The organism is Paenisporosarcina sp., assembly GCF_049671445.1.
Taxonomy (GTDB): domain Bacteria; phylum Bacillota; class Bacilli; order Bacillales_A; family Planococcaceae; genus Paenisporosarcina.
In genome coordinates this window covers 1-13,424 of record NZ_JBATUX010000015.1, presented here as the reverse complement: position 1 = coordinate 13,424, position 13,424 = coordinate 1, and the positions used below count along the sequence as shown (strand labels likewise).

Sequence of the window (13,424 nt, the reverse complement as noted above, 5' to 3'; positions counted from 1 at the left end):
GATTTCTTGTAACTCATCTTGTCCATCCGTGACAAAACGGTTTAATGCAACGACAGGTTCAATTCCAAATTGACGAATTGTATCTACGTGTTTCGCCAAATTCGCCATCCCACGTTTTACGGCATCAGCATTTGGTTGTGTAAGTTGATTCTTATTAACTCCACCATGCATCTTGAGAGCACGAACTGTCGCTACAATGACTACTGCATCTGGATGGAAGTTACCTTTTCTAGATTTGATGTGCATGAATTTTTCGGCGCCTAAATCTGCTCCAAATCCAGCTTCTGTTACGACGATATCAGCAAGTCTCCTTGCTGTGTTTGTTGCCATTAAGGAATTACAGCCGTGGGCAATGTTCGCAAAAGGACCACCGTGAATAATGGCAGGCGTTCCTTCAATCGTTTGAACCAAGTTCGGTTTGAATGCATCTTTTAAAAGCAAGGTAAGAGCACCTTCTACACCTAATTGTCTTACCGTTACGGGCTCTTTATCGTATGTATAAGCAATGACCATTTGTGCCAGTCGTTCTTTTAAATCTTCAAGGCTAGTTGCGAGGCATAAGACGGCCATGATTTCAGAAGCGACAGTAATATCAAATCCATCTTGTCTAGGGACCCCTTGTAATGGACCACCTAAACCAATGGTTACTTGTCTTAGCGCACGGTCATTCATATCAAGAACTCGTTTCCATGCAATTCTTCTCGGATCTAGATTAAGAACATTACCCTGATGTAAATGATTATCGATAAGAGCAGATAAGGCGTTATTTGCAGTGGTGATTGCATGAATATCTCCTGTGAAATGGAGATTGATGTCTTCCATCGGTAACACTTGAGCGAAACCACCGCCAGTTGCTCCACCTTTCATTCCCATAACAGGTCCTAACGAAGGTTCACGTAGCGCGACGATGACAGACTGATTAAGTTGATTAAATGCATCAGCTAGTCCTACTGTAACCGTTGATTTGCCCTCTCCCGCAGGAGTTGGACTGATGGCTGTGACTAATACGACTTGGCCTTGAGTAGTTACAGGTGGTAAAGAATTGACGTCAATTTTAGCCTTATAATTTCCGTATAATTCAAGTGCCTTTTGTGGAATTCCTGCTTTATCAGCAATTTCCTGGATTGGTAACATGGTTGCATTTGTAGCAATGGATAAGTCTGTAAACGACATAAATCTCTCAACCTTCCCGTTTCTGTGATGTGGAAAAAATAACGAAATGATTATGTTAAGTAGCGTATTTCAAATAAGAAATATCATATCATATTGGTGTTGGTTTAAGTGAGGTATACACTTATTTGTTCTTTGAGACACGTGTTGTGAAGGGGATTTTCGGGTATACCTAAACTAACCTACATTGAAGGAGGAGTATTCATGGCCGACTTTAAAAACAAAGACAAGCAAGACAAAAAAACGATGACAAATAAGGATAATGAAACGAAAAACATTAAGCTTTCGTCAAACGATTTGTCAGAAGAGAAAAATGAAAATACCGAGAGTGTGGTGACACAACCACGCATTAATACAGAAGGCCTTTAATTCTCAAAAAGACTATCTCAAATGAGTTAGTCTTTTTTCTATGCATACATATTTATCTAGCATTAGAAAGATAAAAGAGGAGCGTTTTTTAGTATTTCACTCGAAACTTATCAAGCTCTTGGTGTATAATGCAACAGTGAGCAAGCGTAAAGTATACTGTATGAAATTATCATTTTTTAGATAGACACAATGGGAAGAGAGTGAATTTGGAATGGGACGTAAATGGAATAATATTAAAGAAAAGAAAGCTTCAAAGGATTCAAATACAAGTCGAATATATGCTAAGTTTGGACGCGAAATATATGTAGCAGCAAAACAAGGTGAACCAGATCCGGAATCAAACCGAGCATTAAAAGTTGTTCTAGAACGCGCAAAAACATATAGTGTGCCAAAAGCGATTGTTGATCGTGCCATTGAAAAAGCAAAAGGTGGATCAGAAGAAAGTTTTGATGAATTGCGTTATGAGGGCTTCGGACCAAACGGCTCAATGGTCATCGTGGATGCACTGACAAATAACGTGAATCGTACAGCTTCAGATGTACGTGCTGCATTTGGTAAAAACGGTGGGAACATGGGTGTTAGTGGATCTGTGGCTTACATGTTTGATGCAACAGCTGTTATTGGGATTGAAGGAAAAACAGCAGATGAAGTATTTGAACTTTTAGTTGAAGAGGAAATTGATGTACGTGACGTTTTAGAAGAAGATGAATCAGTCATCGTCTATGCTGAACCAGATCAGTTCCATGCCGTACAGGAAGCATTTAAAAATGTGGGAATTACAGAATATACTGTTGCTGAATTAACTATGCTTGCGCAAAACGATATTCCACTCGATGCAGATGCTCAAGTCCAATTTGAGAAAATGATTGACGCATTAGAAGATTTAGAAGATGTTCAACAAGTGTATCATAATGTTGATTTAGGCGAATAAAGAGAAAAAATCCAACACCGTAATTGGTTGTTGGATTTTTTTATTCATTGATAAGGTAGTAAAAAATCTTTTTGAGCTACACCTTCTATAAATGAAATAGCTTTCGATTTAGTGATATGGAGCAAAACAGTGAAGACTCCAGCGGGAATAGCGAAGTGCAGAAATCCACTCGGACGTTAAGTCAGAGTTAGTTCTGCGCAAGCCCGCGGAAAGCGTAACTGTTTTGCGGAATATCAGCAATATATAACAAAGCCAATTGAAAAAGGGACATGCCCAATTGGACATGCCCCTTTGATAGACAAGATAATATTAAAGCTTTGAATGATATTTTTCATCCCGATTACTCGGGGAATAATTTCCTAAGAAAGTGTTCCGTTCTTTCCGTGCCGCGGTCATTTGTCCACTGGTTGTCTTACTTAAGCAACGTAAACCCTACCTTCTTTTACGTCCTTGCGACCCTTTAGTCGCGCCAGTGTGAATAAGTTTAATCATATATACATCAAGTAGATGCCAGAATTTCAAATCTTAATAATTATATTTCTTGTTAACTAGATTATTATTACATAAATTTTGGACTCTGTCAATATGTGGTCAATGACAATAAGTTGACTTTGGTGCATAAAAATCTTTACTAAATGTTTTTTACTTCATTTTCATGTCCCGTAGTAATATTAAAATCTCCGCTAAATCCCTAGGTCCCTCTTGATAATTTACATAAGATAATAATAATCATTGAAGGAAAGGGGGACTTTATCATGGATTATTATGGCGGTTACGGTGGCCACGCTTGCGGTTATTCACCGTGTGGTGGATACGAGGATGCCCCTCGTAGAGGCAACACATTTGCATTAATTGTGGTTCTTTTCATCTTATTAATCATTATCGGAGCAACTTTTCACCATAAAAAATGCTAAGTAAGTAGTTGCAAGATATTTACACACTAACAAGTGATAAATATTCTTGAAATTCCCCTAGATATTCTCCAAATGTGTAAAGAGTGCCTAAACAGCACTCTTTTTTATGTGATTTCCATTTATAACCGAAATATATTTTATTTAGGCAGAGTGGTTCCGCACAAAATACTAGTTCCGGTTGCAACATTATTGAGGTGTTGTTTTGATTGTATGATCTATGGGAACTTACTATTTAAAAGGAGTTTTTCATATGCCTTGGAACAATACCGATTATCCTGATTCTTTTAATAACCTGGACACGCCTGTCCGAAAGAAAGCCATTGAAATTGCCAACGCACTTCTGCGCGATGGAATGGAAGAAGGACGAGCTATTGCAATAGCCACAGAAAAAGCTCGTGAATATGTTGGTGGTAATGTAAAACAACAAGTATACAATGTATTGGAGCACGCAGATGGATGGCAACTTCAGAAAGATTCCGGTACAAAAGCGATTTTCGTAGCAGAAACAAAACAAAAACTATTAGATAAAGCAAAACCTTATGTGAATGAACACAATGGGGTACTGAAAATTTATCATGAAGATGGTTCATTGCAAGACACCCTGTATGATTACGATTGAAGACCTAAATCTCAATAAATTAAAGCACCCACTTCATCTACAAACTGAAGTGGGTGTTTTGCAAATTAAATGTGGTTAGCATTTTTAACTCGGTTGTAAAATAAAATTCCGCTTGCTAGTAATAGAACACCGAATGTAAATGTTTTGATATCTGCAGTTCCGGCATAAATCACCCAGATGGAGTAAGCGGTAGCAAGGACTCCGATAATTCCGTCCGTAATTCTACTTCTGCCATTTGTATATGTTTCACCCGTAAAGACAAGCTTTAACTGGAAAGCGGATGAAATGAAATATGGAACTAGATAAGATAAGGTAGCGACGATAATGATGAAATCAAAAGCAGATGCAATAGTATTTGAAATCGTAGAGAAAATGAACAATTGTCCAAGTAAATTCGTGATGATCAATGAAAATACAGGTATTCCTTTTTTATTTACTTTTGAAAATGAAGGAAGGAATAATCCCTGTTTAGCTGCTTGATAAGGAATTTCAGCACTTAGCATGACCCAGCCAATTGTGGAACCAAATAAACTAATCAACCCGATTGCTGCAAGAATTTTTCCGCCGATTGGACCCAACACAGTAGAAATTGCATCTATTAGTGGTTTATCAGAAGCAATTAATGAATCATGGCTTAACATTCCTAAGACAAGCGTACTGATTCCTACATAAATGGTAAGTGCTATAAGCAGTCCAATAGTCGTTGCTCGCTTAACATCGATTGGTTTCTTAGCACGAGAAGCAAACACGATAGCTGATTCAACGCCAACGAAGGCCCAAAGAGTGGCTACAGCTGCACCATTTACTTGGCCTAAAAGACCAATAGATTGTCCAAGTTCATCATATCTTGGTGCAACAAAAGGTAGAATATTCGCTTTCTGAAAAGCGAATAAACCAATAACAATAAATAATACGAACCCAATAACTTTTGTAGCTGTTGCCACGAAATTTATCTTACCAGCATTTTCAAGGCCATTTAAAATAATAAAATGAACACCCCATAAAAGAAGCGTACAAACTGTAAAGGTTAACGCATTTCCTACTTTTAATGTGAAACTACCAATGGTAAAGAGTTCAGCCTGATTTACTAAAATAGGGAAGAACGTGGTTAAATAACCGGCAAAAGTTGTGATGATGGCTACATTACCAGCAACATTCCCGATCCAATATCCCCAAGATGACATAAATCCTGACATAGTGGAAGCATTACTGCCAGGCTTAAATAACTCCTTCGCATAAATTTGAGGACCCCCGGTTAGATTTGGTTTTCTTAATGCCAGATTACCGAACACTAGGGCAATCATCAGAACACCGAATCCTGTGACTAACCAAGCTGCGATAACGCCTGCAGGGCTTGCGACTTCGCTTAATGTACGAGGCAGCATAAAAATACCGGACCCAACCATATTTCCAACTACTAACGCAGTTAATATCCATAAACCGAGTTTTTTATTCGTATTCATTTTCGTGAATTCCTTCCTCTTTCCTCTATCTATTCAATAAGGGATTATTTGATTTTTTATAAATACACTAAAAAGATGTAAAGAAACCGAATTAGACAACCTTTTCATCTGAAATCACGAAGTTCTCTAACTCTTCTTCAAGCTACTCTTATTCATCTCGAGCTCTATCTCATCTTGAGCTGACTAGTGCTTTATTTATTCAACTGTATATATATTTACATTCAAAGAAGATATCAAACATAATATTTTCAGGAGTAGATATTCACATAAATTATTCGTTCAAAAATTATTTGACTTTGCCGTACCGTAAAGGTATACGATTAGCTTATCAGGAGGTAAAGTGATGGAATATACGGTGCAAAAGCTCGGGGAGATAGCGGGAATTAGTACGCGGACGTTGCGTTATTATGATGAAATTGGCATTCTAAAGCCAGCAAGAATCAATTCATCAGGATATCGCATTTATGGACAACAAGAAGTTGATCGACTGCAGCAAATCTTGTTTTATAAAGAACTTGGTATTAAATTAGAGACGATTCATCAAATTGTGACTTCACCAACTTTTGATGAAACCAAAGCCTTAGCGGACCACCGTTCACAACTTCTTGATAAGCGAGCTCAGTTAGATTTATTAATTGCCAATGTCGAGAAAACAATCTTATCTAAGGAAGGGAGAATGACGATGACAAGTAATGAAAAGTTTGAAGGATTCAAACAAAAAATGATTGATCAAAACGAAAAAACTTACGGAAAAGAGATTCGTGAGAAATATGGTGATGACACCGTCAATAAATCCAATGCAAAAGTGAAAAACATGACGCAATCACAACACAATGAAGTAAAGCGACTGTCTGAAGAAGTACAGACGACGTTAGCTGAAGCGTTCAAAACAGGCGATCCATCAAGTGCTCTTGCACAAAAAGCAGCCGATCTGCACAAACAATGGCTAATGTGTTATTGGAGTGAATATAGCAAAGAAGCGCACGAAAACCTTGCTCAAATGTATGTCGATGATGAACGATTTACTATGTATTATGATAAAGAAACTCCAGGTACAGCTGAATTTCTTAAAGACGCTATTTATGTTTACACTGGGTTGCAAAAATAAAAGAAGAGTATCGATGGCAAGTGCATCGATACTCTTCTTTTGATTTGACGTCTGAAAAATTAAGGGTCACGTCTGAAAAATTGCTGTTGACGTCTGACTTTTTGGGCTTGACGTCTGAAAAACAGCACTTCACGTCTGAAAAACATAATAACCACATAAAATCATAGATCCATCCCTAATATGATTTATTCGTTTGAATATCCCACCTCTAGGAAACAATAAGCATTGGGACCTTACAGAGAGGAGCGGATTTATGTTGAAAAGACCGTGGTTAATGACGCAGGAATGGCATGACGTTTTATTTCTTCATTGGCCTATTTCCCCAGATGTGATTAGAAAGCATATTCCTATAGAACTCGAGCTCGATTTATATAACAACATAGCATGGGTCGGTTTTGTGTTTTTTAAAGTAAAAGGGAATCGTCCTAGGCTCATTCCTCCTGTTCCTGGGATGCGTTCTTTTTTAGAATTAAATTTTCGAACGTATGTTACATACAAGGGAAGAAAAGGAATTCATGCCTTTAGTTTAAATGCCAGTAATTCTTTGATTGTTAAGTTGACGACACTCGGCCATTTTTTACCTTATCGATATTCGAAGGTACGTTTAAAACGACACAAGAAAATGTTCACATACAGTTTAACTCGGAAAAACCTGTCTGAGACCATAGAAACCACATTTCAAGTGGTTTCCAAAGCAATTGAAAGTAATCATTTCGAACAATGGCTAACGGAGCGCTATCACCTATGGACTAAACCGAAACATCAATTATATAGAATTGATACAAGTCATTCGCCTTGGATGTTGCAATATGTAACTGGAATAATTCATGGACATACAATGGCATCTTTTTTGCAGACTAATTCTCAAACGGTGAGTCCAGTCGCTCATTATTCTAAAATGAAAAAAGCGCGATTCTTCGCGCCTGTGAAGGAATATTAAAAGTGTCTCTAGTTTCCGGATTCGTAAAACGCCATGCTCACCAATACATTGGTTGGATAATATCCTTCATTCGTTATCGATAATATATAGTTTGTATCGTATTGTAGGATTCTTTCAAATAAGGCAGACTCCACGGGTGAACCGCCCTGAGTAAATGCAAACCTAGGAATCATGCTTTCTTCCAATACAGTCCCACCATACACACTGGAAGCATTAGCAAGAAAGGAAGTAGCTGCTTGGATTTTTGAACGATCATCTAAATTGATTACCTCAATACGTTTTTTTCCAGGGGTAAAACTTGGACTCTTTATTAACTTGATTCCCAGCTGTTCACCTTGACTTACAATTGTCCTGTTCGGAACATGTGTAATGGTTTCCTTTCCGGTAGAGATTTGAATGTTTAGGCTTTCTCCAGGGGGAATTACTTCCCTATAAGAAAAAGTAAATGCCTGGCCGGCAAAAACAAAACCAAGCCAATAGGGCTGATTTCTAAATTGATAACTGGTAAGTGCCATATCAAACCACCTCGAATACTCGAATTGTTACTGGATATTCTTTCGTTCTTGCATAAATGGTCAAATTCTCATCGGGGTTAAGATCATAAACAATGACCTCTGCAGGAACATTAAATATGTAATTTCCGCTTTCAAATGTAAAGTTCGGATCGGTAGAATGATAAATATAAGTTGCTGCATCATTAACTACCCAAAGTTGTCTTCTTCTGGACAAGTTTTCATCGCCAACTCTTAATGGAGTGGGCTCTGTTGTAATTCTCACTTTTCCCACCAAAGTATCTTTCGTCCAATAAAGAGGTAGTTCACGACAATCAAAGTCTCCCAACTGCTCACTCCTATTTATCCAATTCAGATTGATAATTACATCATATGTAACTCCGTCGAGATTATGTTGATGTTAATATGACAAAAGCCGCTCCAAAAACCTGGAGTGGCTTTACAAATAGGGTGATTTTCATGAAACGCTCATAGAATATGCGGAACCGCTCATAGTCGACACGAATGCGCTCATAGACGACATGTAACCGCCCATAGACGACAAAAATCCGCTCATAGTCGACACGAAACCGCTCATAGAAACATAAAATCACGATAAAATTCTATTCAAGAGGAGAAAGAGCCTTCGTCTGATCCATGTAAATAAAAGCATCATAACGGTTTCCGATTTTTGAAGGGACATAGTTTCCATATGCTTCATATTCAGGGTTGTACACGACTCCAATTGCTCTGTGGCCAATCCAATCAACGAACAAATGGCGGTTGTGTTCATTAAAGAGTAATAGTTTATTAAAGGCACCACTGTTGTGCATCACATCTTCCCAAGAGTCTTTAATCGCAGCAGGAACTTCAATTTGTTGAAATGGAATTCCCCATTGGTCCGCTGCAATTACAGTCCCTCTATGAGTGCCAAATCCTACAGTGTACACATTTTCTCGTCTATTTTGCCCGCGAATAATTTGACCAACATTAATCATGCCGGATGCTTCCATATCTGTTGCAGAAGCATCTCCAATATGGCTATTGTGCTCCCAAATGATGATTTTCGCTTCTTTTCCGTGGTAATCCATGACTTCATTAATCGCCTCAACCATATGCTCGTCACGAATATTCCAGGACAGCTCATCATTTTGCACCATGGCACGGTAGTATTCTTCTGCGTTCTTGGCCACTAAGGCATTCATTTTTAAATTTAAATCAGATTCATGTTTATCTTTATAGTGGGCTTCGTTGGCTCGAAGGGATGTTAATAGATGTGAAACTTCATCTACACATGCTTGTGAAAGGTTAACAGAGGACATTGCATAGCTTTCTGAGTGCCGGTTAAATGGTTCAAAACAAGAGAACGCTTTTTTTGCCAGTTCCAACACCGTGCTATCTGGTTGTGTTTTGCTTAAGTATGTAATCACTTCATCTAAAGATTCCCACAAACTATAGACATCAATTCCATAGAAACCTATTTTGTGATGGGATTCTTTTTGTTCATTGTGTACTTTCAACCAAGAGACAAATTCAGCAATTTCTTCATTCGCCCACATCCACGTAGGCCAGCGGTTAAAGGCTTTAAGTACTTCTTGTACAGTTTGTTCAGCCTCACCATAGCCTTTAATAAATCGGTTAATGTGTTGAGTTGAAGGCCAATCTCCTTCAACCGCGATAATCGAAAATCCTTTTTCTTCAATAAGCCTTTTAGACAGTTCTGCTCGTGCCGTATAAAACTCAGAAGTGCCATGAGTTGCTTCTCCCAAAAGAACAATTTTCGCATCACCAATAGCTTCTATGAGAGGAGATAAATCTTCAGTCTTTTCGAAAGATATAGCATGTCTCTTTATGGATTTTTCAAGTGGGTTCAATGAAAACACTCCTTTAAATGTCTTTTCTCCATGTGCCAACTCGGACTTGGAGCTTTTCATACAAGTTTGAGTTAAGCGACCCTTTTTCATTCATCTCAAGTTTACACGGTTTCGAATAATAAAAAGAATTGATCCAAAGTCATGTGACTCTAGACCAATTCTTTTTTTAATCAATTATTTGAATATGAGAGTCTTCAAACCACACATGCATTTGTGCCAAATGGGCGAGTAACTGTGGACCAGACATCAACTGTCCAAACCAAGGAACTGTAAATGCCATTCCTTTTGATTCAACAAGTTCGTTTAGTCGTTTCGGATCAAATAGTTCGTGAAGAATGGAATTTTTATCTTTTAGAATTTCTTTCAGCCATAATTGAACACGGTCTGTGTAATAGGGATTATGCGTTTTTGGATACGGACTCTTTTTTCGGTAAAGGACATCGTTAGGTAACATGCCTTCTAACGCTTTACGCAAAATACCTTTTTCTCGATTTCCAGCCATTTTAATTTCCCAAGGAATATTCCAGGCATACTCAACGAGGCGATGATCAGCAAAAGGAACTCGAACTTCTAAGCTAGCCCCCATGCTCATGCGATCTTTTCGATCGAGTAAAGTGGTCATGAACCATACCATATTCAAATAAAACATTTCTCTGCGTTTTGCTTCAATGGCCGTTTCTCCATCGAGTCTAGGCGTTTCAGCAACTGTTTCTTCATATGCTTGTCGAGTATAATCCTCTAGCTTTAGTTTTTGACGCCAACTATCCTTTAATAGAGATGCACGTTCGGATGTTGAACGCATCCAAGGAAAACCCGTTGCATTTAAATCATTAGTGTTGTGAAACCAAGGGTAGCCTCCAAATATTTCATCTGCACATTCTCCAGATAATCCGACTGTGAAATCTTGTTTTATTTCTCGGCAAAACCATAGCAAAGAAGAGTCAACATCCGCCATTCCAGGTAAATCTCGAACATGAACTGCTTCCGTTAAATAATCGATTAGTTGATCCTGCGTAATAATCGAAGAATGATGTACGGTTTGAAAAGTATCAACTACTTTTCCGATCCATGGTCCATCCGCATTTGGCTGAAAATCATTAGCTTTAAAAAACTTGTCATTGCCTTCGTAATCAATGGAATACGTATGAAGAGGACCTTTTCCTTCTTGCTTGTAGCGGTTCGCTGCAATTGCGGTTATGGCACTTGAGTCAACACCGCCTGATAAAAACGTACAGAGTGGAACGTCCGAAACGAGTTGACGCTCGACTGCATCGGTTACGAGGAATCGAACTTTCTCAGCGGCTTCATCTATAGAATCCGTGTGCACTTCACTTTTAACGTTCCAGTAGCGCCAAATTCGTAACCCTTGACGTGATACAGTCAGTGCATGAGCAGGGCGTAATTCATTGACTCCATGGAAGACCCCTGAACCTGGTTTTCTAGATGGCCCAACTGCTAATACTTCAGCCAATCCTTCTCGAGACAATTGCGGTTTTAAATCAGAATGTGCAAGTAATGCTTTGATTTCTGAACCGAAAATAAAGCCACCATTATTTTCGCTATAAAATAATGGCTTCACTCCTAGACGGTCGCGTGCAATAAACACTTTTTGTTCTTTTTCATCCCAAATAGCAAAGGCAAAAATTCCATTAAAATACTCCACACATTGCTCTTTCCATTCAATATAACAAGTCAGTAATACTTCTGTATCGGAGTGTCCAGAAAAGGTATAGCCTTTTCGTAATAACTCTTTCCGAAGATCTTCCGTATTATATAATTCGCCGTTGTAACATAGAGTGTAGCGATTGTTTTGATGGGTTTTTGTCATGGGCTGTTTTCCACCTATAGGATCAACAACAGTTAATCGCCGATGACCAAAAACCGCATGTGCTTCTGCCCACACATTGTCATCATCAGGTCCTCGCTTAGACAGTGTTTTTGTCATTTTTTCAACGACTGGTAGTTGTGTTCGTAAGTCGCTTTTAAAATGAACCCATCCTGTAATACCACACATTGTTCATCATCCCTTCTACCTTGAAACATCATCTATTTACATCTTTCTAGCCTATGCAAAAAAAACAATATTGCTCACACGATAGGAGTTCAACGTAAGTTTGTCGAAATCAATTAATTAAAGTTAAACGCGAGTGAAGGGGGAGTATGGGTGAAAACTTTGTTTACCTATAACTGGATGATAAGGGAAGAATGGTATAAATGGTGTGAAGACGTTCCTTTGGAGGAACTTTTAAAGGACCGAACTGGAGGCGTAGGAGGGATTTTACATACGCTATTTCACATTATTGATGTCGAGTGGAGTTGGATTTGTGTTTTGCAAGGTAAACCCGATTTTCAAGAGAGTTTTGAAAGTTACGAGAGCTTAGAGAAAGTGAAAGAATTAGATGAATTCTTTAAAAAAGAAGTAAGGAGCTTTGTCGATGGTTGGAATAATAGCTATGAAAAGGAACTTTTACAAGAGACTAGACAAGACGGAAGCATTGAGACTCTCACTTGGGGAGAAGTGATGAGGCATGCCATTGCGCACGAAATTCATCATGTAGGACAGTTATCCGTTTGGTCTAGGGAGATTGGAAAACAACCCGTATCAGCAAATCTAATTGGCAAAGGACTCACTCTTCCTTAGAGTCTTGAAAAAATAGATAAAAGGCCACGTTACGTGATATCCAAGTAACGTCGCCTTAGGTTATTAGTTTACAGTAATTTCATCTATTGCCTGAGTAAAGGACTGGTAGGAAAGAGAACCGAAATGGTCCGGATTCCCTTTGAAGAATTTCACCAACATGTCTTGTTTTGCACAGGACAAAGAGCATTGGTTTGCTTGCATAACTAAATTCAAATATGCGATAAAATATTCAACGGATAAATTCCCTCCATTGTTTACAACCATTACTGTACCTCCTTTGGTTTAACAACAACTACTTTTTCCACCAATAGTAGAACTACAAACGCCTGTTTCCGGTAAATCTAATTCAACACGTTTGGCAGCTTCTTGGTCACCAGTTAAGTGGGCAACGATTGATCGTACTTGTTCATAGCCTGTTGCCATTAAAAAGGTAGGTGCACGGCCATAACTTTTCATACCTACAACATAAAAGTTTTTTTCGGGTTGACGAAGTTCAGCTTCTCCATGGGGTCGGACAGTGCCACAACTATGAATATTTGGGTCAATGAGTGGTGCCAAGGCTGAAATGCTTTCTGTAGCGGGATCAATATCCAAACGAATTTCTCGTAAAAAACTAAAATCAGGTCGAGAACCTGTATTCGCAATAATTTGATCAATGTGAGGTATCGATATTTCTTCTTGATTTGAAGTACCTTGAAGCGTTAATTTGCCATCTTCGTCTATTACTTGATGTACGAAGAAAGGGGTATGAACGCTTATTATCCCGCTATCCACTACTTGGTGAATGCGCGATCCTAGTTGACCTCTTGCTGGAAGAGCGTCTAAAGCTTCGCCACCGTATACTTCTTCCACTCTCTTTTTGCGAAGAACCCAGACGATTTCGGTCCCTTCCAGATTGGCTAAT

At 38.6% G+C, this 13,424-nt stretch carries 14 protein-coding genes and 1 pseudogene; 7 read left to right on the top strand and 8 right to left on the bottom strand.

The features are described from left to right. Nucleotides 1-1,173, bottom strand: a 1,173-nt coding sequence (locus WBG45_RS01270) for a formate--tetrahydrofolate ligase (RefSeq protein ID WP_424411982.1), incomplete at its 3' end; no start/stop codon positions are given. Between the two features lie 201 nt (nucleotides 1,174-1,374). On the opposite strand from WBG45_RS01270, the gene WBG45_RS01265 reads away from it, so the two are divergent. From WBG45_RS01265 to WBG45_RS01250, 4 genes are all read left to right on the top strand, one after another. Next, the gene (locus WBG45_RS01265; protein ID WP_424411981.1) at nucleotides 1,375-1,539 is read left to right on the top strand and encodes a hypothetical protein; all 165 of its coding nucleotides are present in this window, start codon (nucleotides 1,375-1,377) and stop codon (nucleotides 1,537-1,539) included. Between the two features lie 211 nt (nucleotides 1,540-1,750). After that, entirely contained in the window at nucleotides 1,751-2,470 is a 720-nt protein-coding gene (locus WBG45_RS01260) for a YebC/PmpR family DNA-binding transcriptional regulator (protein ID WP_424411980.1), read from the top strand. A gap of 755 nt (nucleotides 2,471-3,225) precedes the next feature. Further along, nucleotides 3,226-3,384, top strand: coding sequence for a YjcZ family sporulation protein (locus tag WBG45_RS01255; protein WP_081697241.1), 159 nt, complete (start codon nucleotides 3,226-3,228; stop codon nucleotides 3,382-3,384). A 250-nt stretch (nucleotides 3,385-3,634) separates the two neighbouring features. Next, a complete protein-coding gene (locus WBG45_RS01250; RefSeq protein ID WP_424411979.1) occupies nucleotides 3,635-4,003 on the top strand; it encodes a DUF2188 domain-containing protein in 369 nt (122 codons plus the stop codon). Nucleotides 4,004-4,068: 65 nt separating this feature from the next. Here the strand turns inward: WBG45_RS01250 and WBG45_RS01245 are convergent, their stop codons facing one another. Continuing rightward, nucleotides 4,069-5,466, bottom strand: a complete 1,398-nt coding sequence (locus tag WBG45_RS01245) for an amino acid permease (protein WP_424411978.1) — start codon at nucleotides 5,464-5,466, stop codon at nucleotides 4,069-4,071. A 343-nt stretch (nucleotides 5,467-5,809) separates the two neighbouring features. Between WBG45_RS01245 and WBG45_RS01240 the strand changes: the two genes are divergently transcribed. Continuing rightward, nucleotides 5,810-6,574, top strand: a complete 765-nt coding sequence (locus tag WBG45_RS01240) for a MerR family transcriptional regulator (RefSeq protein ID WP_424411977.1) — start codon at nucleotides 5,810-5,812, stop codon at nucleotides 6,572-6,574. 253 nt (nucleotides 6,575-6,827) lie between these two features. Then, entirely contained in the window at nucleotides 6,828-7,514 is a 687-nt protein-coding gene (locus tag WBG45_RS01235) for a YqjF family protein (protein WP_424411976.1), read from the top strand. Nucleotides 7,515-7,522: 8 nt separating this feature from the next. On the opposite strand, the gene WBG45_RS01230 is transcribed toward WBG45_RS01235, so the two are convergent. The 4 genes from WBG45_RS01230 to asnB form a co-directional block, all read right to left on the bottom strand. Then, the gene (locus tag WBG45_RS01230; RefSeq protein ID WP_424411975.1) at nucleotides 7,523-8,029 is read right to left on the bottom strand and encodes a hypothetical protein; all 507 of its coding nucleotides are present in this window, start codon (nucleotides 8,027-8,029) and stop codon (nucleotides 7,523-7,525) included. 1 nt (nucleotide 8,030) lies between these two features. Continuing rightward, nucleotides 8,031-8,354, bottom strand: coding sequence for a hypothetical protein (locus WBG45_RS01225; protein WP_424411974.1), 324 nt, complete (start codon nucleotides 8,352-8,354; stop codon nucleotides 8,031-8,033). Nucleotides 8,355-8,628: 274 nt separating this feature from the next. Beyond that, nucleotides 8,629-9,879, bottom strand: a complete 1,251-nt coding sequence (locus WBG45_RS01220; RefSeq protein ID WP_424411973.1) for an erythromycin esterase family protein — start codon at nucleotides 9,877-9,879, stop codon at nucleotides 8,629-8,631. 166 nt (nucleotides 9,880-10,045) lie between these two features. Next, nucleotides 10,046-11,893, bottom strand: a complete 1,848-nt coding sequence (gene asnB, locus WBG45_RS01215) for an asparagine synthase (glutamine-hydrolyzing) (protein ID WP_424411972.1) — start codon at nucleotides 11,891-11,893, stop codon at nucleotides 10,046-10,048. A 150-nt stretch (nucleotides 11,894-12,043) separates the two neighbouring features. Here asnB and WBG45_RS01210 point away from each other — a divergent pair, with 150 nt between their 5' ends. Beyond that, a complete protein-coding gene (locus tag WBG45_RS01210; RefSeq protein ID WP_424411971.1) occupies nucleotides 12,044-12,520 on the top strand; it encodes a DinB family protein in 477 nt (158 codons plus the stop codon). 63 nt (nucleotides 12,521-12,583) lie between these two features. On the opposite strand, the gene WBG45_RS01205 is transcribed toward WBG45_RS01210, so the two are convergent. Further along, complete coding sequence (locus WBG45_RS01205) at nucleotides 12,584-12,784, bottom strand: hypothetical protein (protein ID WP_424411970.1); 201 nt, start codon at nucleotides 12,782-12,784, stop codon at nucleotides 12,584-12,586. An 18-nt stretch (nucleotides 12,785-12,802) separates the two neighbouring features. Further along, nucleotides 12,803-13,424: pseudogene (locus WBG45_RS01200) on the bottom strand (flavoprotein); the annotation flags it as partial.

What these genes read in the sequence shown, in the direction of transcription:
- asnB (WP_424411972.1), bottom strand. Translation starts at nt 11,893, where the DNA reads ATGTGTGGTATTACAGGATGGGTTCATTTTAAAAGCGACTTACGAACA.
- WBG45_RS01240 (WP_424411977.1), top strand. Translation starts at nt 5,810, where the DNA reads ATGGAATATACGGTGCAAAAGCTCGGGGAGATAGCGGGAATTAGTACG.
- WBG45_RS01260 (WP_424411980.1), top strand. Translation starts at nt 1,751, where the DNA reads ATGGGACGTAAATGGAATAATATTAAAGAAAAGAAAGCTTCAAAGGAT.
- WBG45_RS01255 (WP_081697241.1), top strand. Translation starts at nt 3,226, where the DNA reads ATGGATTATTATGGCGGTTACGGTGGCCACGCTTGCGGTTATTCACCG.
- WBG45_RS01205 (WP_424411970.1), bottom strand. Translation starts at nt 12,784, where the DNA reads ATGGTTGTAAACAATGGAGGGAATTTATCCGTTGAATATTTTATCGCA.
- WBG45_RS01245 (WP_424411978.1), bottom strand. Translation starts at nt 5,466, where the DNA reads ATGAATACGAATAAAAAACTCGGTTTATGGATATTAACTGCGTTAGTA.
- WBG45_RS01265 (WP_424411981.1), top strand. Translation starts at nt 1,375, where the DNA reads ATGGCCGACTTTAAAAACAAAGACAAGCAAGACAAAAAAACGATGACA.
- WBG45_RS01230 (WP_424411975.1), bottom strand. Translation starts at nt 8,029, where the DNA reads ATGGCACTTACCAGTTATCAATTTAGAAATCAGCCCTATTGGCTTGGT.
- WBG45_RS01235 (WP_424411976.1), top strand. Translation starts at nt 6,828, where the DNA reads ATGTTGAAAAGACCGTGGTTAATGACGCAGGAATGGCATGACGTTTTA.
- WBG45_RS01250 (WP_424411979.1), top strand. Translation starts at nt 3,635, where the DNA reads ATGCCTTGGAACAATACCGATTATCCTGATTCTTTTAATAACCTGGAC.